The sequence below is a fragment of the Phnomibacter sp. genome (assembly GCF_036803085.1).
GTDB lineage: Bacteria > Bacteroidota > Bacteroidia > Chitinophagales > Chitinophagaceae > Phnomibacter.
The window spans coordinates 182,686-203,320 of the sequence record NZ_DAIRUZ010000004.1; the positions used below are offsets into that span (position 1 = coordinate 182,686).

13 protein-coding genes are annotated in these 20,635 nt (G+C 48.4%); all 13 read right to left on the minus strand.

Annotated elements, in window-relative coordinates:
- Positions 1 to 6 precede the first annotated feature (6 nt).
- Entirely contained in the window at positions 7 to 930 is a 924-nt protein-coding gene (locus V7Q13_RS10130) for a homoserine kinase (protein ID WP_333800569.1), read from the minus strand.
- A gap of 11 nt (positions 931 to 941) precedes the next feature.
- Positions 942 to 3,383 (minus strand): bifunctional aspartate kinase/homoserine dehydrogenase I, encoded by a 2,442-nt coding sequence (gene thrA / locus V7Q13_RS10135; RefSeq protein WP_333800570.1) that lies wholly within the window; start codon positions 3,381 to 3,383, stop codon positions 942 to 944.
- A gap of 93 nt (positions 3,384 to 3,476) precedes the next feature.
- Complete coding sequence (locus tag V7Q13_RS10140) at positions 3,477 to 3,632, minus strand: hypothetical protein (RefSeq protein WP_333800571.1); 156 nt, start codon at positions 3,630 to 3,632, stop codon at positions 3,477 to 3,479.
- Positions 3,633 to 3,787: 155 nt separating this feature from the next.
- The gene (locus V7Q13_RS10145) at positions 3,788 to 4,855 is read right to left on the minus strand and encodes an outer membrane beta-barrel protein (protein WP_333800572.1); all 1,068 of its coding nucleotides are present in this window, start codon (positions 4,853 to 4,855) and stop codon (positions 3,788 to 3,790) included.
- 259 nt (positions 4,856 to 5,114) lie between these two features.
- Positions 5,115 to 6,512, minus strand: a complete 1,398-nt coding sequence (locus V7Q13_RS10150) for an ammonium transporter (protein ID WP_333800573.1) — start codon at positions 6,510 to 6,512, stop codon at positions 5,115 to 5,117.
- 160 nt (positions 6,513 to 6,672) lie between these two features.
- Complete coding sequence (locus V7Q13_RS10155; protein WP_333800574.1) at positions 6,673 to 8,190, minus strand: glutamate synthase subunit beta; 1,518 nt, start codon at positions 8,188 to 8,190, stop codon at positions 6,673 to 6,675.
- A 63-nt stretch (positions 8,191 to 8,253) separates the two neighbouring features.
- On the minus strand, positions 8,254 to 12,777 hold the full coding sequence (gltB, locus tag V7Q13_RS10160; protein WP_333800575.1) for a glutamate synthase large subunit: 4,524 nt from the start codon (positions 12,775 to 12,777) through the stop codon (positions 8,254 to 8,256).
- 131 nt (positions 12,778 to 12,908) lie between these two features.
- Positions 12,909 to 14,156, minus strand: a complete 1,248-nt coding sequence (ilvA, locus tag V7Q13_RS10165; RefSeq protein WP_333800576.1) for a threonine ammonia-lyase IlvA — start codon at positions 14,154 to 14,156, stop codon at positions 12,909 to 12,911.
- Positions 14,157 to 14,245: 89 nt separating this feature from the next.
- Complete coding sequence (gene ilvC, locus V7Q13_RS10170; RefSeq protein WP_157479075.1) at positions 14,246 to 15,301, minus strand: ketol-acid reductoisomerase; 1,056 nt, start codon at positions 15,299 to 15,301, stop codon at positions 14,246 to 14,248.
- A 101-nt stretch (positions 15,302 to 15,402) separates the two neighbouring features.
- Positions 15,403 to 16,047: an acetolactate synthase small subunit gene (gene ilvN, locus V7Q13_RS10175; protein WP_333800577.1), complete on the minus strand. Its 645-nt coding sequence runs from the start codon at positions 16,045 to 16,047 to the stop codon at positions 15,403 to 15,405.
- Between the two features lie 6 nt (positions 16,048 to 16,053).
- Complete coding sequence (ilvB, locus tag V7Q13_RS10180) at positions 16,054 to 17,790, minus strand: biosynthetic-type acetolactate synthase large subunit (protein WP_333800578.1); 1,737 nt, start codon at positions 17,788 to 17,790, stop codon at positions 16,054 to 16,056.
- Between the two features lie 11 nt (positions 17,791 to 17,801).
- Complete coding sequence (gene ilvD / locus V7Q13_RS10185; protein WP_333800579.1) at positions 17,802 to 19,490, minus strand: dihydroxy-acid dehydratase; 1,689 nt, start codon at positions 19,488 to 19,490, stop codon at positions 17,802 to 17,804.
- A gap of 17 nt (positions 19,491 to 19,507) precedes the next feature.
- Positions 19,508 to 20,413 carry a branched-chain amino acid transaminase gene (locus V7Q13_RS10190; RefSeq protein ID WP_333800580.1) on the minus strand — a complete coding sequence of 302 codons (906 nt, stop codon included), beginning with the start codon at positions 20,411 to 20,413 and terminating at the stop codon, positions 19,508 to 19,510.
- Between the last annotated feature and the right edge of the window lie 222 nt (positions 20,414 to 20,635).

A 20,635-nucleotide genomic window follows, 5' to 3' on the forward strand; every position in this document is an offset into this window, starting at 1 on the left:
AACAGGTTATGGTTTTACTTTTACGCCATCGGCATTGATGCTGGTAACGTACGTGTGGTTGTCGATGCCAAGGCGGTTGAAAACGGACTGCATTTCTGTTGCAATGGCGTGTGCAGTTTCGGGTGTACTGCTGAGCATAAATACTGATGGACCCGAGCCGGAAATACCGCCACCCAAAGCACCGGCTGCCATGCAGCGTTGCTTCAGCTCATCAAAACCTGGTATAAGAATACTGCGAACGGGTTCAATAATGTGGTCTTCCAACGAACGGCCAATGAGGGCATGATCATTTTTCAGAATGCCGGCAACCAAACCCGCAATATTACCCCATTGCTTGATGGCGTTTTTTAATAGCACGGTTTGTTTGAGGATGGCTCTTGCGTCGGCGGTTCGCACTTCAATTTGCGGATGCACAATGCTCACAAACAAATCGGGAGCAGGCAGGGCAACCACATCCAACGGAAAGATGGAACGGATGAGCGTGATGCCACCATAAATGCACGGTGCGATGTTGTCGGCATGCTTTACTCCGCTGGCTACTTTTTCGCCAAACATGGCAAACTGTACTAACTCTTCTTTGCTGAAGCGATTGTTGAGCAGCATATTGGCACCCACTACGGCACCGGCAGCACTGGCGGCAGAAGAGCCAATGCCGCTACCGGGTTTGATGTGTTTGCGTATGGTAATATCGAAGCCAAAGGGTTCATCAATAGCGTCGAGCATGGCGAGGAGTGCCGCACCAGCTACGTTTTTTTCGGGGTCGGTGGGCAAATGATATACCGGGTCGGGCTGAATGATGATGCGTTTTTCATCAATCAATGTAATGTCGATTTCATCGCAGGGTTCGTGGAGGGCAAAGCCCAATACATCAAATCCACACACCATGTTGGCTACGGTGCCCGGCGGCAATACAGTAATTGTTTGTTGCATGCTGTTGTGTTTTAATGAATGACCCGCATAATGTCGGCAAATACGCCCGATGCGGTTACATCGGCACCGGCGCCGGCACCTTTTACCACCAAGGGTTGCTCGGGGTAGCGCTGGGTGTAATACAACACAATGTTGTCTTTGCCATACAAATGATAAAAATCGGATTCAGGAGCAATGTGGCGCAAGCCTACAGATGCTTTGCCATGCTCGAAGCTGGCCACAAATTTGAGCTTGCAACCATTGGCTTGAGCACCTTGCAACAAGCCGGCAAAATGTGCTTCGTGTTTTTCCATTTCGCTATAAAAATTGTCTACAGATCCTTCGTAACAAGAAGCGGGCAGAAATCCGTTGTTCGTGATGTCGTCCATTTCGAGTGCATAACCTGCTTCCCGTGATAAAATGAGGATTTTGCGCATTACATCGGTGCCACCCAAATCGAGGCGGGGATCGGGTTCGGTGTAGCCTTCTTCCTGCGCCTGCCGAACGACTGCTGCAAACGGGCGGCTGCCATCATAATTGTTGAACACAAAGTTGAGGGTGCCACTCAGCACGGCTTCAATTTTGTGAATCACATCTCCGCTTTTTACCAAATCGTTTAAAGTGCCAATCACCGGCAAACCCGCACCCACATTGGTTTCGAAGAGAAAGCTGGTATTGAATTCACGGGCCAGCGATTTCAGTTTTTTGTAATGGTTGAGAGCAGAAGCAGCGGCAATTTTGTTGCAGGCTACTACCGCAATGCTTTTGCGCAGCAAGGGTTCGTACATGCCCGCTACTACATCGCTGGCAGTAATGTCTACAAACACACTGTTGCGCAGGTTGCGGCTCACAATGGCTTGCACTAGTGTGTCGGGTGTTTGTGCTTCACCATTTTCTTCGAGTAAATGTTTCCAGTTGCTGAGGTCTACGCCCTTGTCGTCAAAATACATTTGGCGGCTGTTGGCTACACCCACCACACGAACTTGCATGCGCAATTGCTCTGCCAAAAAAGCTTGTTGCTGTTGCAGTTGATCGAGCAGTCGTCGGCCCACATTGCCTACGCCCACTACAAACAAGTTGAGCTGTTTTTGTACTTCTTCAAAAAACGATTCGTGTAAAACGTTCACTGCTTTTTTTACATCACGGGCAGCAATGACTGCAGAGATATTTTTTTCTGAAGAGCCCTGTGCTATGGCCCGCACATTGATACCGTTGCGGCCCAGTGCTGAAAACATTTGTCCGCTAATGCCGGGATGGCTTTTCATTTGATCGCCTACCAATGCGACAATTGACAGGTCGCTTTCTACAGCAACGGGTTCTACTTTTTTGCCGGCTATTTCTATTTCAAAAGCAGCATTCACTGCAGCACTAGCCCGTTGAATATCTGCTGCATGGATGCCCACACAAATAGAGTGTTCTGAAGAACCTTGTGTAATGAGAATGACATTGATTTTTTCGTTGGCCAATGCCTGAAACAACCGCTTCGAAAAACCGGGAATGCCAATCATGCCACTGCCTTCGAGGCTGATGAGGCTGATATTGCTGATGCTGGAAATGCCCCGGATAAAACCATTGTCGCTGTTGGTTTCGTGTTGTATCACAGTGCCGTGATCTTGTGCTGCAAAAGAGTTTTTAATCCACACCGGAATCTTCATCTGCATCGCAGGTTGAATGGTGGGTGGATAAATCACTTTGGCACCAAAGTGGGAGAGTTCCATCGCTTCTTGGTAGGAGATGGCGGGCAATGGTTTGGCATTGCTTACCCAGCGGGGATCTGCGGTCATCATGCCACTTACATCGGTCCAAATTTCGAGGGCTTCTGCCTGTAACGCTGCTGCATAAATAGCTGCAGTATAGTCGGAGCCACCGCGGCCCAATGTAGTGGTAAGGTTGTGTTCGTTGCTGGCAATAAAGCCCGGCGCTATAAACAACGCATCTTGCGACTGTGCAATGGACTGGCGAATGTTTTCATTCGTAACAGCAAACACCACGGCTGCATTGCCAAACTGGCTATCGGTTTTAATGAGTTGGCGGCTATCGAGCCAAGTATGCGCATGGCCAATGGCCTGCAAGTAACCGGAGATGATTTTGGAAGACAGTAATTCGCCAAAGCTCACGATACGGTCTTTGCTACGGGAAGACAATTCCTGCAGAGAAAATACCCCTTCGCAAATGGTTTCGAGTTCGTTGCACAATTGTTTTACCACACTCAGGCAGGCACTTTGGTTGCTCACGGGCAGCAGTTCTCTCGTGGTGTCGAGGTGTCTTTTTTCTATACCCTTAATGACTTCTGCGTAGCGTTCATCGCCGGCTTCGGCCAGTTGACCACAGGCTATGAGTTGATCCGTGATGCCGGAGAAGGCAGATACCACAACAATTTTTTGCGCAGCAGGGTGTTGTAAAAAAATATCGGTGATGAGTTTGATATTGGTACTGTTGGCCACCGAAGTGCCACCAAATTTTAAAACGTGCATGGTAGATTAAGCTGAGAAATGAATACAAAAGTTGAACGCTGCAATGGCAGCAAACGGCGAAAGCCCACGGAGGTAATATGAAAAAGTACAACCCTAACGGGTTGTGGTAGTTGTAGTGGTTGTAGTAGAGGTAAACATGCCACTAGTCGCAAAGCGAAACAGGAGTTCTAACACAGCCCACATACCGCCGGGAGTGGCGGGCTTAGCGATGGCAATCGCAACGGCCTTGTATGTGTTGTTTGAAGTCATTGTAAGAGCAAATGTAAAGGCTAATGCTATTTGTTGTTATTTGTTTTGAAAAAATCTTTCTTTTATTGATGGTGTCTAAAGAATCAACGAAACTGTTGGAAAAAGAAAAAGGCAACCTCAGTTGAGGTCGCCTTTTTCAGATGGTTGTTGTTAGTCTAGAATGCGTATACGGCGGCAATGAGGGCGTTGGCAGCCGATTTGCTGCTGTTGCTTTTGCCGTCGATGAAAATAGCTTTGCTGGCGTTTTCGATGCGGATTTCAGGAATGAGGGTAAGAGCACCGAGGCGAATGTTGGCAGAGAGGGTATTGGCAAAAATGCTGCCACCTTCAGCAGCACTGCTGAATACATTGAGCTGCTTGCTATCGTCAAACAATTCGCTGCGCAGGGTAAGGCCAAAGCTTTTGCTGAAATCGGCGTTGAAATACAAAGCCGAACCCCACCATGAACTGGCGCTACCGAACTTATCGTTTTGCTTGAGTTTGTAGCTGGCCACAGTACCGTCGTACCCAATCGAGAAGTTGTCAGAAACACCGAGGGTGGCAACTAAATCAACCTGGTTCATTTTGGTGGTATCGCTGCTTTTGCCGCCTACATAGTTCAGGTACAATTTGAGCTTGCCGTTTTTGGTGCCGGTGCTAAACTGGCCGATAAGGTATTTTGGGGAAACGCCTGTTGTACGTTGGTCGGTAGGGTTGGAAATACCAATCATAATACCGCTGCTACCAAATTTGTAATCAGCTTTTACACCGGTATGCGTAAATGGTCCGTAAGAAAACATGTAGCTCATGCTATAGTTGCGGTTGAGCTGCGGATCTACCAGTTCGTAACCAACGTGTGTGGCCCAGCTACCAGCGGTAAATGTGAGCTTGTCGCTGGCCGCATAGGTTACATATAATTGCTTGATGGCTTGTGTGATGCCATTGTCGGCATAGGCAAATTCTTTAGCCCGTGTACCAAATCCGAGGTCTGCTACCATGCCTACCTTGCCCAGTGTTTTTTCAAACTTCAGCGAAGCCATGCCCAGCTCAAAAGAGTTGTGCGAATTGGTGAAGCTGGTTTTATTGTTGGCACCGGATTTGGCGAAATCGAGTTTGTAATACACATCGGCGTAGCCGCTGATTTTTAAAGGATTTTTTTCTTCTGTTTCGGTTGAGTCGGTTTGTGCAAAAAGAGCGTTAACAGATAGACATACCAAAGTGGTAGCAACAAATTTTTGTAACATTGCAATGCATTTTTAATGTGAACGAAGGGTACAGTACAGACTATGCCAGTAGTCTGAGCACACTGTACCTTTTTCTTTTGCCTGTGCTGAAGCGGTTAGTTTGGTTATTGGAAAAAATAGAAGGCGGCCCGACTAAAGTGCCAGCAATAGCCGGGCGCCTGAGATAGACAACTTAATGGGGATTCAGAATGGGTTGTGTGCTAAAAAGAGTGTCGGTTAGAGTTGGTTTTTCAAAATATTTGCGGCGCATCATCCGCCATTAGAGTTCAGCGTAGTTTTCTTCAGCTTCTTTCATCACACCATTGCTTTGTACGAGTACATGGCCTTGCATGTATTTCTCGTTGTGCTGAGAAGCATCCAATCCCATGTCTTCGTCGGCTTCGCTTACACGCAGCGGCAATACGAGATCAATGAATTTGAAAATGAGGTAAGACATAGCGAAGCTGAAACCAACGGCCACCAGCATGCCTTTTACTTGCGTAAAGAAGAATGCAGCATTGCCATAAGCCAGGCCATCCTGACCAGCACTGTTTACAGTTACAGTGGCAAAAACGCCAGTCAGCAGCATACCTACAATACCACCCACGCCATGGCAGGGGAATACATCGAGGGTATCATCCAGCTTACTTTTTTGCTTGAAGTGTACAGCCAGGTTAGAAATGATAGCTGCCACTACGCCAATGAAAATGCTTTGCGGAACTGCTACAAAGCCAGCGCCGGGTGTAATGGCTACGAGGCCCACCACTGCGCCAATACAAAAGCCAAGTACAGAAGGCTTTTTGCCACGGAGTACATCAAAGAACATCCAGCTCAAACCTGCGGCTGCGGCAGCAGTGTTGGTAGTGGCAAAAGCAGAAACCGCCAGGCTATTGGCACCCAGAGCAGAACCTGCGTTGAAGCCAAACCAGCCAAACCACAGCAAACCTGTACCAATCAGTACGTATGGTATGTTGGCCGGGGGAACTTCTTCCTGCAACAGTTTTGATTTGCGGGGTTTCAGCACCAGTGCGCCTGCCAGGGCTGCACATCCGGCTGAAATGTGTACCACGGTACCGCCGGCAAAATCGAGCACACCCATTTTAAACAGGAAACCTTCGGGGTGCCATGTCCAGTGGGCCAATGGTGCGTATACCAGCAAGCCAAACAGGGCAATGAAAAGAATGTAAGCAGTAAAGCGGATACGCTCAGCTACGGCACCTACTACCAGACCCGGCGTAATGATGGCGAACATGAGCTGAAAGAGTGCGAAAAGTGGTTTGGGAATGGTGGGGGCCAAAGACCAAGGCTCGCCAGACATCACATCTTTAAAAAATAAATGTGTTGTGGGGTTGCCAATGAAGCCACCAATGCTGGTGCCGAAAGACAGGCTGTAGCCAACTACAATCCAGAGAATGCTAACGATACCTGCAGCCACCACGCTTTTAATCATGGTGCTGATTACGTTTTTGCGATGCACCATACCGCCGTAGAAAAAGGCGAGGCCGGGTGTCATCAGGAATACCAGGGCCGTGGCTACCAATATCCAGGTAATGTCGGCGCCTGAGTAGGCTTTTCCCTCATCGTTGAAGGTGGGAAGCGATGGAATGAACAAGGCACCAATGGACACTGCTGCCAGAATCAGGAACGGTGCAATCTGCTTAATTGTCTTTTTAGCCATGAATGTGTTTTTAAGGTGAACGGATAACTAAAATCTAATATCTTAAATAATTCATTAAATAGAATATTGTAACCATTTGATGTGAATAAAAAATATTACATATTTTATAATTTAATATGATAATTGAAAAATTATTGGCAGCAATGCCAATAATTCTCTTTTATGCTTGTATGAAGCTGAATAAAATGCTGCTTTCCTTACTTTCAAGTAAGGATGTACCCATCAGGTACTCATCTACTTTGCGGGCACATTCGCGGCCTTCGCTAATGGCCCATACTACCAGGCTCTGACCGCGGCGCATATCGCCACAGGCAAAAACCTTCTGCAAAGTAGTCTGGAAATGTTGCTCCGAAGCTTTTACATTGCCCCGCTCATCCAGTTCCAGCTCCAAATCGGCAATGACGCCATTGTGCTGTGGATGGACGAAGCCCATGGCCAGTAACACGAGGTCACAAGGGATTTCTCTCTCAGTTTCTGTCTTTTCCTGAAACTTCACCGGGCGGCCATCTAGTGCCAGTTCCCATTCCAGGTCAACAATGCGGAGGGCTTTAATGGCACCGGCTTCGTTTTTAATCACTTCTTTAGTAGCAATTGCCCAATGGCGGTTACAACCTTCATCATGACTGCTGGTGGTTTTCAGCAGCATAGGGTAAGTGGGCCATGGCATGGCATTGGTACGACTATCGGGCGGCTGTGGCAGCAATTCAAATTGCGTAACACTGGCTGCACCATGGCGATTGCTCGTACCTACGCAGTCGCTTCCGGTATCGCCACCACCAATTACCACCACATGCTTGCCGGTGGCAGTTATCTCTTCGGCCCAATTGCTTCCTTCAAAGCCACGTTCCTTCAACAATTCCACATCGGGGTTGGCTACCCGCTTGTTTTGTTGCTTCAAAAACTGCATGGCAAAATATACACCCTTGGCATCACGGCCTTTTACGGGCAGGTCGCGGGGAATGGTAGAGCCACCCGCCAACACTACGGCGTGGAATTCGCGGAGCAAATCGCCACTTGTCACATCGGTGCCTACGTTGGTATTGCATTTGAATACGACGCCTTCTTCTTCCAGCAATTTTACCCTGCGGTCTATCACCCATTTTTCCAGTTTAAAATCGGGGATGCCATAGCGCAGCAGGCCACCGGGTTTGTCGTCTCTTTCAAACACGGTTACTGAATGGCCAGCTTTGTTCAGCTGGGCGGCAGCGGCCAGTCCTGCAGGGCCAGATCCCACCACCGCAACTTTTTTACCGGTACGTACAATGGGAGCATTAGCAGTAACAAATCCTTTTTCAAAAGCAATCTCAATAATGTGCTTTTCTATTTCTTCAATGGCTACCGGAGGTTGGTTGATGCCCAATACACAGGCACTTTCGCATGGTGCAGGACAAATGCGCCCCGTAAACTCCGGAAAGTTGTTGGTGTAGCTGAGAATATCGTATGCCTCCCGCCAGTTTTTGCGGTATATGGCATCATTGAATTCAGGAATTACATTGCCCAGCGGACAGCCACTGTGGCAAAATGGTACGCCACAATTCATGCAACGGGCCGATTGTTGGTTGAGTTGCTGCTCATCAAATTTGTCTACAAATTCTCTGTAGTCATGCAGGCGGTCATTTACCGGTCGCTTGCCCGGCAATGTTCTTGTAAACTCCAGAAATCCTGTGGGTTTTCCCATATCCAATTATTTAGGATCAGTTCTTGAATGATTGATTTGGTCTTGGTGACAACGCTTTTGCAGTTATGCAGTTGGTTGTGGCACATTTGTTTTGGCTTTTGCCTGCAGTACTTTTTTGTAATCCTTCGGAAACACTTTTACAAACTGCAAAATGGCATGCTCCATATCGTTGAGTAAATACTTGGCCACATTGCTGCCTGTAAGTGTAAAGTGCTGCTGCAGTTGCGTTTTCAGCAGTTGTGCATCGGCTTCATCGCAAGGGTCGAGGTCTACCATTTCGAGGTTGCAACGACCAGGCAACAGATTGTTGGGGTCGTACACATAGGTAATGCCACCGCTCATGCCTGCTGCAAAGTTGCGGCCGGTTTCGCCGAGCACTATTACAGTGCCACCTGTCATGTATTCGCAGCCGTGGTCGCCCACGCCTTCTACTACAGCCAGTGCACCACTGTTGCGTACCGCAAAACGTTCGCCTGCCTTACCACGGATGTAAGCATGGCCGCTGGTAGCGCCATACAATGCCACGTTGCCAATAATGATATTGTCTTCGGGTACAAAGCTCGACACACGGCTGGGATAGACAGCGAGGTTTGCTCCACTCAGGCCCTTACCAAAATAGTCGTTGGCATCACCTTCCAGTTCGAGGCTCAGGCCATTGGTGCAAAAAGCACCAAAGCTCTGGCCGGCAGTGCCTTCAAACTTGAAGTGAATGGTACCATCGGGCAAACCGGCAGCGCCATACTTACGGGTGATTTCGTTCGAGAGCATGGTGCCGCATGTGCGGTCGATATTTTTGATAGGCAATGTGGCTTCCACTTTCCTGCCTTGTTCCAACGCTGGCTGGGCCAGTTGCAGTAAATGCCTGTCGAGCACCAATTGCAAACCGTGATCCTGCTTCTCGCTGTTGTGGAGCGTAGTACCATAGGCCGGCTCTTTGTACAGCATGTCTTTCAGGTTCAGGTTTTTGTATTTCCAGTGGTCAATGTTTTCACGCACCTGCAGGTAATCTACCTGGCCCACCATTTCCTCAATGGTACGGAAGCCCAGCTCGGCCATAATTTCCCGCAGTTCCTGTACTAAGAAGTGGAAGAAATTCACCACGGCATCTGCATTGCCGGTAAAGCGTTTGCGCAAATCCGGATTTTGTGTAGCTACACCAACGGGGCAGGTGTTGAGGTGACACTTGCGCATCATGATGCAGCCTTCCACCACCAGTGCAGCCGTAGCCACACCCCACTCTTCGGCACCCAGCAAAGCAGCAATAGCAATGTCGCGGCCGGTTTTCATTTGGCCATCGGCTTGTACCACTACGCGGCTGCGCAGACGGTTCTTCACCAATGTCTGGTGCGTTTCTGCCAGGCCCAGTTCCCAGGGCAAACCAGCGTGGCGGATAGAGCTCAGCGGTGATGCTCCCGTACCACCATCGTGGCCGGCAATCAACACCACATCGGCTTTGGCTTTGGTAACGCCGGCAGCAATGGTGCCAACGCCAGCCTTGCTCACCAGCTTCACACTGATGCGGGCACGGCGGTTGGCATTTTTCAAATCGAAAATCAGCTGCGCCAAATCTTCAATGCTGTAAATATCGTGGTGGGGTGGCGGTGATATCAAACCAACCCCGGGCGTTGAGTGACGCACTTTACCAATCCATTCGTCTACTTTATCGCCGGGCAGTTGGCCACCTTCGCCGGGCTTGGCGCCTTGGGCCATTTTAATCTGCAATTCGTCAGCTTCGGTAAGGTATTGGCTGGTGACGCCAAAGCGGGCAGAAGCCACCTGCTTGATGGCACTCCGCATGCTGTCGCCATTTTCCAACGGAATGTAGCGGCGTTCATCTTCGCCACCTTCACCGGTGTTGCTTTTGGCGCCAATGCGGTTCATGGCAATGGCCAAAGTAGTATGGGCTTCCCAGCTGATAGAACCAAAACTCATGGCTCCTGTAGCAAAACGCTTGAGGATCACTTCAGCTGGTTCTACTTCTTCAATTTTGAGAGAAGGACGGAGTTTTTTAAACTCCAGTAATCCACGCAGCGTGGCAGCTTTTTGTGTTTGATCGTTAACCAGCTTGCTGTATTTCTTGTACGTCGCATAATCGTTCATGCGGGTGCTGTACTGCAACAGGTGAATGGTTTGCGGATTGAACAAATGGAATTCGCCTTTACGTTTCCACTGATATACCCCACCCACAGGCAGCCGGTCATGTGGTACTTCTTTTTTGCTGAAAGCGAAGTAGTGCTTGGCCAGCGTTTCACGGGCAATTTCATCGAGACCCATGCCTTCAATACGGCTTACAGCTCCGGTAAAGAACTGATCGACCACGCTGCGGTTGATACCAATGATTTCAAAGATTTGTGCACCCTGATAAGATTGCAGGGTACTGATGCCCATTTTGCTGAACACTTTCAGCAAGCCTTCTTTTACCGCTTTGATGTAGTTTTTCTTGAGTACATCAGCATCGAGCTCCGTTTCGAGTTTGCCCGAAATTTTCATGTCGCGGATGGTGCTCAATGCGAGGTAGGGGTTGATGGCTGTGGCACCAAAACCCAACAGGCATGCGAAGTGATGCACTTCCCATACATCGCCGGCTTCAACTACAATACCAACCTTACCCCGATACCCTTTGCGGATGAGGTGGTGGTGCACAGCAGCCGTGGCCAACAGTGATGGAATAGGCGCATGATCACTATCGATAGCACGGTCGCTGAGGATGAGTACTTCGAACCCATCTTCCACGGCATCTACTGCATAACGGCAAATGCGTTCGAGTGCCCGTTTCAGTGAGCCAGGTTTTCCATCGGCCATGAAATAACACTGCAATGTTTTAGCCTGGAAAATACCGGTATCAATGGAGCGGATTTTTTCCAGCTCATGGTTCGACAAAATGGGGTGTTTCAATGCCACGGTATGGGCACTCAGCGGGTCTTCCGCCAGCAGGTTGCCGTTGTTGCCCACAAAAGTGGCCAGGCTCATCACCAATCGTTCACGAATAGGATCGATCGGCGGGTTGGTTACCTGTGCAAACAGCTGCTTGAAGTAGTACGACAAATGTTGTGGCTGGTCGCTCAACACCGCCAGCGGCGTATCGGTGCCCATAGAACCGATAGGCTCTTTTCCACCCACGGCCATGGCCGAAATGATGCAGTCCAAATCTTCAGAACTGTAGCCAAATACTTTCTGGTATTTGAAAATCTGGTCTTGTTCCAGATGGGTAAACATTACCCGTGGTTCGGGCAGTTCTTCCAAACGGATTTTGTATTTATTCAACCAGTCGCCGTAAGGCTTCAGGTTACAAATTTCATTTTTAAGTTCTTCATCGCTGATGATGCGTTCCTGCTCCATATCTACCACAAACATTTTGCCGGGTTGCAGGCGGCCACGTTCTTTAATGATGGCAGGATCAACGGGCAATGCACCCGATTCGCTGGACATGATAACACGGTCGTCGGTAGTAACGGTGTACCGTGAGGGGCGAAGACCGTTTCTATCAAGTGTGGCACCAATCATTTTGCCATCGGTAAAGGAGATAGAAGCCGGACCATCCCAGGGTTCCATCAAACAAGCGTGGTATTCGTAGAATGCTTTTTTCGCAGCATCCATCTCGTTGTTTTCATCCCATGCTTCTGGTATCAACATCATCATTACATGCGGCAAACTGCGACCAGTGTAGGTCAGCAATTCAATCATGTTGTCGAGGCAGGCACTATCGCTTTGTCCGCTGGTGACAATGGGCAGTAGCATCTCCATTTCTTCGTGGGTGAAGTAAGGAGAAGTAAAGCCCTTTTCGCTACTACGCAACCAGTTGAGGTTGCCTTGCAGGGTATTGATTTCTCCATTGTGGGCAATGAAACGGAAGGGTTGCGCCAGCTTCCAACTAGGGAAGGTGTTGGTGGCAAAACGGCTGTGCACCAGGCCAAATGCACTGGTGAGTGTTTTCTGCGACAAGTCGGGGAAATACTCCCGCACCTGATGGCTGGTGAGCTGTCCTTTGTACACCAACACACGTGATGACATAGACGCTAGGTAAAAGCCAACGGCATCTTGCTTCACTGTATTGTTGATGAGATGAGAAGCGTAGTTGCGCAGCACAAACAACTTGCGGTCGAAATCGGTTTGGTCGTTGATGTGGTCGGGGCATTTAATGAAGACCTGTTCCATTTCGGGCTCCACACTCAGGGCTGTTTCGCCAATGCCTTCGGTGTTTACCGGTACCCGGCGATACCACAGTATTTCCATACCCAACTGCTCGGCAGTTCGGTTGAACGTATCGCGGCAGGCTTCGCGGAGCGTTACATTTTTTGGAAAGAAAATAACGCCTACGCCATACTTACCAACGGCCGGAAGCATTACACCCGACTTCAATGCTTCTGCATAGAAAAATTCATGAGGAATCTGAATCATGATGCCTGCACCATCGCCGGTGTTGGCTTCACAACCACATGCACCACGGTGCTCCATGTTTTCCAAAACAGTTAGCGCATCGCTAACATGTTGGTGCGATTTTTTTCCACGAATGTGGGCTACAAAGCCGATACCACACGCATCGTGTTCAAAGGAAGGGTCGTATAACCCAACTTGCTTCTCTATCATTTTCGCCTGTTAGATTGGTTAATGAAAGGTCTTATTTGATGAATAACAGGCAAGCAATCGACTAAAAATAGGGAAATTGTCTATTCGATTGGTGGAATGTTTGAAAAAATCGAGGTTGTCGAAATTTTACTTTATACCAGGTATCCAAACATGCTGTCATCTTTGTTGATTGCTGAATAATCAATACGGAATTCATTCATTTTGATGATCAGCGTTTCATAGTCGCTTCGCTTCTGAAGTTCTATCCCTACCAGTGCAGGTCCCTGTTCTTTATTGGTTTTTTGCATGTATTCAAAGCGTGTGATGTCGTCGTTAGGGCCCAGCACATGGTTCACAAATTCTTTGAGGGCGCCTGGGCGTTGGGCAAATTGAATAAGGAAATAATGTTTCAGGCCTTCATATTGAAGTGAGCGTTCTTTGATTTCGGGCATCCTGTCAATGTCGTTATTGCTACCGCTCACTACGCATACCACATTTTTGCCTTTTATTTTCTGGCGAAAATCATCGAGTGCCGCAATTGTCAAAGCTCCTGCTGGCTCCGCAACAATTGCGTCTTCATTATAAAGGTTGAGAATGGTGGTGCACACTTTGCCTTCCGGCACCAGGTGCATAATATCAAGCACTTCCCTGCATATATCAAATGTTAGGTCACCAACGCGTTTTACAGCTGCTCCATCTACAAAACGGTCAATGGTTTCCAAGGTTATGGGCTGGTTATAGCGTATGGCTTCCTTCATAGAAGGAGCACCTTCTGGTTCAATTCCAATAATGGTTGTTGATGGGCTGAATGTTTTACAATAATAACCACAGCCGGCCGATAGCCCTCCGCCGCCTACCGGCACAAAAAGAAAATCCACATCATTCAGATCTTCCAAAATTTCCTTCCCTACAGTTCCCTGACCTTCAATAATGCGATAATCATCGAATGGTGGAATAAATGTTAGTTTGTTGGTAGCTGTATAAGCTTTGGCTGCTGTGGCGCAATCATCAAAAGTGTCGCCAGTAAGCACCACTTCAATATTGTCGCCGCCAAACATTTTCGTCTGATTTATTTTTTGCCTGGGAGTAATAACAGGCATAAACACTTTGCCTTTAACGCCCAGCTGACTGCAACTATAAGCAAAACCTTGTGCATGGTTGCCGGCACTGGCACATACAACTGCATTCGTCAGTTCAGCCGCTGTTAATTGGCTCATCATGTTGTACGCCCCACGCAGTTTGTAGGAACGTACCACCTGCAAGTCCTCCCGCTTAAGGTACACATTGGCCTGATACCTTTTGCTCAGGGTGTCGTTGTATTGTAGTGGTGTACGGCGCACCACATTTTGCAGTCGAATGGCAGCTGCATTAATGTCAATAGGATATTTATTGATGGGCATTTGCTGAGCAAAAAAATGAGTGCTGCCGGCGGAGGTGAATAATTATGTGCCGACAGACACTCATCATATGAAAAGTAATTCTGAAAGTATTAGGCTCCGGCCTGGTTTTCCGGACGCAGGCTGCGAACGGTTTTGCCTGCTTGCCACATTTCGCTTTCACGAAGTTCGGCCAGTTCGGCTTCCAACTTTTCGCGGTAGTCGGGTTGGCTGTTGCTGTCGATGCTGCGCTGGCTTTCTTTACCAGTGGCTACGCTTTGGTACAGTTCGCTGAACACAGGGTAAGAAGCATCGCGGAATTTCTTCCACCAGTCGAGGGCACCACGCTGTGCAGTGGTAGAGCAGTTGGCATACATCCAGTCCATGCCGTTTTCTGCTACCAGTGGCATCAGGCTTTGGGTCAGTTCTTCTACGGTTTCGTTGAAGGCTTCAGAAGGGCTGTGGCCATTGTCGCGGAGTACCTGGTACTGTGCCGCAAAAATGCCTTGGATAGCACCCATCAGCGTACCACGTTCGCCGGTCAAATCGCTGAAAACTTCTTTTCTGAAATCTGTTTCGAACAGGTAGCCGCTACCTACGGCAATACCCAAAGCAATCACACGGTCTTTGGCTTTGCCGGTGGCATCTTGGTAAATAGCGAAGCTGCTGTTGAGGCCACGGCCCTGCAGGAACATGCGGCGCAGTGAAGTGCCCGAACCTTTTGGTGCCACGAGGAATACATCTACATCGGCAGGAGGAATGATGCCGGTTTGCTCGTTGAACGTAATGCCAAAACCATGAGAGAAATACAACGCTTTACCAGCAGTAAGGTGCTTCTTCACGGTAGGCCACAGTTCTATTTGTGCAGCATCGCTGAGCAGGTAGCAAATGATGGTGCCACGCTCCAGTGCTTCTTCAATTTCAAACAGCGTTTCGCCGGGTACAAAGCCGTCTTTCACTGCCTTATCCCAGGTTTTTGAATTTTTGCGCTGGCCAACAATTACGTTGATGCCATTGTCGCGTTGGTTGAGTGCCTGGCCAGGACCCTGCACACCATAACCGATGACGGCGATGGTTTCATTTTTCAGCACTTCCTGTGCTTTTGCCAGTGGAAATTCTTCGCGGGTTACTACGTTTTCTTCAACGCCGCCGAAATTGAGCTTTGCCATGATATTATGTTTGTTGTTTTTGGTTTGTGTTGATACTTGGTTTGGTATAAAACAGATAGCAGTAGTGGAGTGTACTGTTATCGTATTTATGCAAAAGATTTTTACATAGAGAATACTTCCTGTTGCTTGTCGAGGTATTCGTTTTCGATGACTTCTTCACCGGGTTCGGCCTGTTCAAACTCCCGCAGTTTTTCGTGGAAGCCGGCGCTGGCTTTGATGATGGCCACTCTGGCACTGCGTACAAATTCGATGAGGCCAAAGGGTGCCAGCACTTCAATCAGCTGGTCAGTTTCTTCGCGGTGGCCAGTGGTTTCAAACACCGTGTAATCGTTGCGAATCACCACGGCACGGGCACCATACTGTCGCAGCAGCCGTTCTACTTTTGCCTTGGCCGCAATTTCACTGGTAGGTACTTTGTACAAAGCCATTTCCTGCCAAATGATTTCATCGTTGGTGTTGTAGTAAGCCTTCAATACTTCTACCTGCTTTTCTATCTGGCGCACCAGTTTTTTCACCACTTCTTCCGTTTCATGAATCACAATATTGAAACGGTGAATGCCGGGAATTTCAGAAGGCGAAGTGTTGAGACTTTCGATATTGATTTTGCGCCGCGAAAAAAGGATGGAAATGCGGGTGAGCAAACCAATATGGTTTTCGGTATATACGGTGATGGTATATTCTTCTTTGATACTGGCGCTGCCACTGTTGGGTGAGTACATAAACGCCTGTGCAAATGACTGTTTCATGTGTAGTTATTTTAAGCGGATTTCAGCAACGCCACAACCCTGCGGTACCATGGGGAATACATTGTTTTCTTTGGCCACCATTACTTCGAGCAGATAGCTGCCTTTGTGGTTGAGCATGGTTTGCAAACCGGCTTCCAGATGGCTGCGGTCCGTGATGCGCTGGCCATCGATGTAGTAACCTTTGGCCACTTGCACAAAGTCAGGACTCGTGATGTCTACAAACGAATAGCGTTTTTCCAAAAACAGCTCCTGCCACTGGCGTACCATGCCGAGGAAGTTGTTGTTGAGGATGATGATTTTCACATCGGCGCCAAACTGCATGATGGTACCCAGTTCCTGAAGGGTCATTTGAAAACCGCCATCGCCAATCACTGCTACAACGGGTCTGTTAGGCGCACCATATTTGGCACCAATGGCTGCAGGAAGTGCAAAGCCCATGGTACCCAAACCACCAGAAGTAACATTGCTGCGGGATTGATTGAACGTAGCGTAACGACAAGCCACCATTTGGTGTTGGCCCACATCCGTTACAATCACGGCGTCGCCGTTGGTGAGTCTGTTCAGCAGGTTTATCACTTCGCCCATAGTCATTTCACCAGACTTTGGATCGCATTCGTGATTGATTACCGCTTGCTTTTCTTCATCCATCATATCACGGAAGCGCTGCACCCATGCAGTGTGTTGCTTTTGCGCTACCAGGTTGGTGAGCAACGGCAATGTTTCTTTACAATCGCCCCACACAGGAACGGTTGCTTTTACATTCTTGTCAATTTCTGCAGGGTCAATATCAAGGTGAATGATTTTTGCCTGCTTGGCGTATTTATCCAAACGACCCGTAACACGATCATCGAAACGCATGCCGATGGCAATGAGCACATCGCATTCGTTGGTGAGTACATTGGGGCCGTAATTGCCATGCATGCCCAGCATACCTACGTTCAATGGATGATCGGTAGGCAACGCAGACAAACCCAGCAACGTCCATGCTGCAGGAATGCCGCTCTTTTCTACAAAGGCTTTAAACTCTGATTCGGCATTACCCAAAATAACACCCTGACCAAACAGAATGTAAGGACGTTCGGCTTCGTTGATGAGCTTGGCCGCAGCTTCTACAAACTCGTTGCGCACTTGTGGCTTGGGCCTGTAGCTGCGAATGTGCTTGCAAGGCGTATGTCCTGCAAAATCTATTTTTTGTACCTGCGCATTCTTGGTAATGTCTACCAGAACGGGGCCGGGGCGGCCGCTGGCAGCAATGTAAAATGCTTTGGCTATCACTTCCGAAATTTCGCTGGCATCTGTAACCTGATAGTTCCATTTGGTAACTGGAGCGGTGATATTGATAACGTCCGTTTCCTGAAAGGCATCGGTACCGAGCAAATGCGCAAATACCTGTCCGGTAATGCATACCACAGGCGTGCTGTCTATCATGGCATCGGCCAAACCTGTAACCAGGTTGGTGGCGCCGGGGCCGCTGGTGGCAAACACCACGCCGGTTTTGCCACTGGTGCGGGCAAAGCCCTGTGCTGCATGAATGGCGCCTTGCTCGTGGCGTACCAATATGTGTTGCAGTTGATCGTTGAAATCATACAAGGCATCATAAATGGGCATAATGGCACCACCGGGATAACCGAACACGGTGCTGGCACCTTCTGCCAGCAGTGAACGAATTACCACTTCAGAGCCCGTTATATTCATGATTGGCTGAGTTGTATTGGCTTTGGCGGGAGCTGTAGCTACTTCCATAACATAAAATTTTATTCGCTGTCGGTAACGCAACCTTCGGCTGCACTTTTTACCTGCTTGGCGTATTTATACAAAATACCTTTTGTTACATTGAGCGGACGGACAGTCCATGCAGCACGACGTTGTGCTAATTCTTCATCCGAAATTTTGAGGTTGATGCTGTTGTTGACGGCATCAATTTCAATGATGTCATCATCTTTTACCAGTGCAATATTGCCGCCTTCAAAAGCTTCGGGAGTGATGTGGCCCACCACAAATCCATGGGTGCCACCACTAAAACGACCATCGGTTATGAGGGCTACACTTTTGCCCAAACCCGCACCAATAATGGCGCCTGTTGGTTTCAGCATTTCGGGCATACCCGGTGCACCCTTGGGGCCGATGTAGCGAATGACGACGACATCGCCGGCTTTTACCTTGCCCGAAGCAATGCCATCAATGAATGCTTTCTCACCTTCGAATACACGGGCTGTGCCTTCAAAACGTTCGCCTTCTTTACCAGAAATTTTGGCCACACTACCACCAGTGGCAAGGTTGCCGTACAGTATTTGCAAATGACCGGTGGCTTTCAATGGTGTTTCCAGAGGCATAATGATTTTCTGCTCTTCGAAATTCAAATCGGGAGCAGAGGCTAAGTTTTCTGCAAGGGTTTTGCCCGTTACAGTCAGGCAATCGCCGTGCAGCAAACCCTTCGACAAGAGGTATTTCATGACGGCAGGAACGCCTCCGTATTTATGCAAATCTTCCATCAGGTACTTACCGCTTGGTTTAAAGTCGGCCAGTACGGGTACCTTATCGCTGATGGCCTGGAAATCGTCCTGCGTCAATGATACGCCAATGCTTTTCGCAATGGCAATCATGTGTAGTACCGCATTGGTACTTCCACCCAGCACCATAATCACCGTAATCGCATTTTCAAATGCTTTACGGGTCATGATATCGCTGGGCTTAATGTCTTTTTCCAACAGCACTTTAATGGCTGCAGCCATGCTGTCGCATTCTTTTTGCTTGTCTTCGCTCAGGGCCGGGTTAGAAGAGGAGTAAGGCAGGCTCATCCCCAATGCTTCAATGGCACTGGCCATAGTATTGGCCGTATACATTCCGCCGCAGGCGCCGGCACCGGGGCAGGAGTGTTTGATGATGCCTTTGAAATCACCTTCATCCAACTGGCCGGCAATTTTTTTGCCCAACGCTTCAAAAGCACTTACAATATTGAGGTCTTCGCCTTTGTAATGACCGTGTGCAATGGTACCACCGTACAACATGATGGAAGGACGGTTGAGGCGGGCCATGGCCATGACAGAACCGGGCATGTTTTTATCGCAACCCGGAATGCAGATTAACGCATCGTAGTACTGTGCACCGGCGTTGGTTTCAATGCTGTCGGCAATTACATCGCGGCTAACAAGGCTGTAGCGCATGCCATCAGTTCCCATGCTACTACCGTCACTCACACCAATGGTGTAAAAACGCAAACCAAGCAAATCATCTGTTTTGTTGATGTTGTCTCTTACAGAAGTGGCGAGGTCATTGAGGTGCATATTGCATGGGTTTCCATCCCAGCCCATGGCAGCAATACCTACCTGTGCTTTGCTGAAATCCTCTTCTTTAAAACCAATGGCATAGTACATGGCCTGCGCCGCCGGTTGTGTTTCATCTTGTGTAAGCGTCTTACTGTATTTATTCAATTCGTTTGGCATGTCTGTTTTATTTTTTGCTACGCAACCACGGTTGCTTTTGTATGAATGGGTTGTGCTACTACTAACGCTTTGTACGCTTGCTGTACTTGTGCACCAAGGCTTTCGGCCCAAGGCATAGGTAGGGCAGTGTTGTCAATTTGTTGTATGCCGATGACTTCAGCAGCAGTGCCGCAGAAAAAGGCGCTGTCAGCAGTCAGTAATTCATCAGGATGAATATGTCGTTCTTCAACGTCAATGTTCAGCATTGCACAAAGCTGAAGTACGGTAGCCCGTGTAATGCCGGTAAGAATATGTCCTGCAGCAGGGGTAATCAGTTGGCCATTTTTTTCCATGAAAAAATTGGCGCCTGGTCCCTCGGCAATATTACCATTCAGGTCTTTCAGCAATGCTTCATCATAGCCTTTTGCTTTGGCATCCTGGCTGGCCAAAATGCTGTTGACATAATGACCGCAAGCCTTGGCCTGCATGTGAAAAGCCTTGGGGTTGGGCCGCTGAAATTCACTGATGTGTACCCGCAATAATTTATCGCCTAAGAAGGGTTGCATGGCCCATGCCTGGATGGTGATATTGCTTTCTTCGTTGGGGTTAAAACTCATATTGGCAGGGCCGTAAATGAGTGGTCGGATGTAGGCATCCTGCAAGTCATTTCTGCGCAGTACAGCGTAGGTCGCTTCAATCAGTTCTTCATTGCTCCACTCATAAGGAAGATTCAATGCCTGTGCCGATTTTCGTAGCCGGTCATAGTGTTCTTCCGGCTTGAAAATAGCCGTGGTACCATGGATGGTTTTGTACGAACGAATGCCTTCGAAAACGCCATAGCCATAGTGCATGGTTTGACTGTACAAATCAATACGGGCATCTTTGGCTTTTACCAAATAACCATTGTGATAAATGACTGTGTTGTCGTTATAATAGTTTGCCATAATAAAAAAAGCCCGCTTCTTTTCAGAGAAGCGGGCTGATATAAAGTGATTCAATCAGGTTTACATTCAACTGGCTCCTCTGTGCAGTACAGGTACAATAATGACCATCACCACGATAATGGTGCTGATTATGATGGTTGTATTTGCGAGCCTGTTCAACATGTTTTCATGAGGAGTTGGCTGCGAATATATACCCTTCTGCTATAGAAAAGAACTGCGGTG

Excerpts from the sequence above, each read along its gene's own strand:
- V7Q13_RS10130 (WP_333800569.1), bottom strand. The coding sequence starts at position 930 with ATGCAACAAACAATTACTGTATTGCCGCCGGGCACCGTAGCCAACATG.
- thrA (WP_333800570.1), bottom strand. The coding sequence starts at position 3,383 with ATGCACGTTTTAAAATTTGGTGGCACTTCGGTGGCCAACAGTACCAAT.
- V7Q13_RS10140 (WP_333800571.1), bottom strand. The coding sequence starts at position 3,632 with ATGACTTCAAACAACACATACAAGGCCGTTGCGATTGCCATCGCTAAG.
- V7Q13_RS10145 (WP_333800572.1), bottom strand. The coding sequence starts at position 4,855 with ATGTTACAAAAATTTGTTGCTACCACTTTGGTATGTCTATCTGTTAAC.
- V7Q13_RS10150 (WP_333800573.1), bottom strand. The coding sequence starts at position 6,512 with ATGGCTAAAAAGACAATTAAGCAGATTGCACCGTTCCTGATTCTGGCA.
- V7Q13_RS10155 (WP_333800574.1), bottom strand. The coding sequence starts at position 8,190 with ATGGGAAAACCCACAGGATTTCTGGAGTTTACAAGAACATTGCCGGGC.
- gltB (WP_333800575.1), bottom strand. The coding sequence starts at position 12,777 with ATGATAGAGAAGCAAGTTGGGTTATACGACCCTTCCTTTGAACACGAT.
- ilvA (WP_333800576.1), bottom strand. The coding sequence starts at position 14,156 with ATGCCCATCAATAAATATCCTATTGACATTAATGCAGCTGCCATTCGA.
- ilvC (WP_157479075.1), bottom strand. The coding sequence starts at position 15,301 with ATGGCAAAGCTCAATTTCGGCGGCGTTGAAGAAAACGTAGTAACCCGC.
- ilvN (WP_333800577.1), bottom strand. The coding sequence starts at position 16,047 with ATGAAACAGTCATTTGCACAGGCGTTTATGTACTCACCCAACAGTGGC.
- ilvB (WP_333800578.1), bottom strand. The coding sequence starts at position 17,790 with ATGGAAGTAGCTACAGCTCCCGCCAAAGCCAATACAACTCAGCCAATC.
- ilvD (WP_333800579.1), bottom strand. The coding sequence starts at position 19,490 with ATGCCAAACGAATTGAATAAATACAGTAAGACGCTTACACAAGATGAA.
- V7Q13_RS10190 (WP_333800580.1), bottom strand. The coding sequence starts at position 20,413 with ATGGCAAACTATTATAACGACAACACAGTCATTTATCACAATGGTTAT.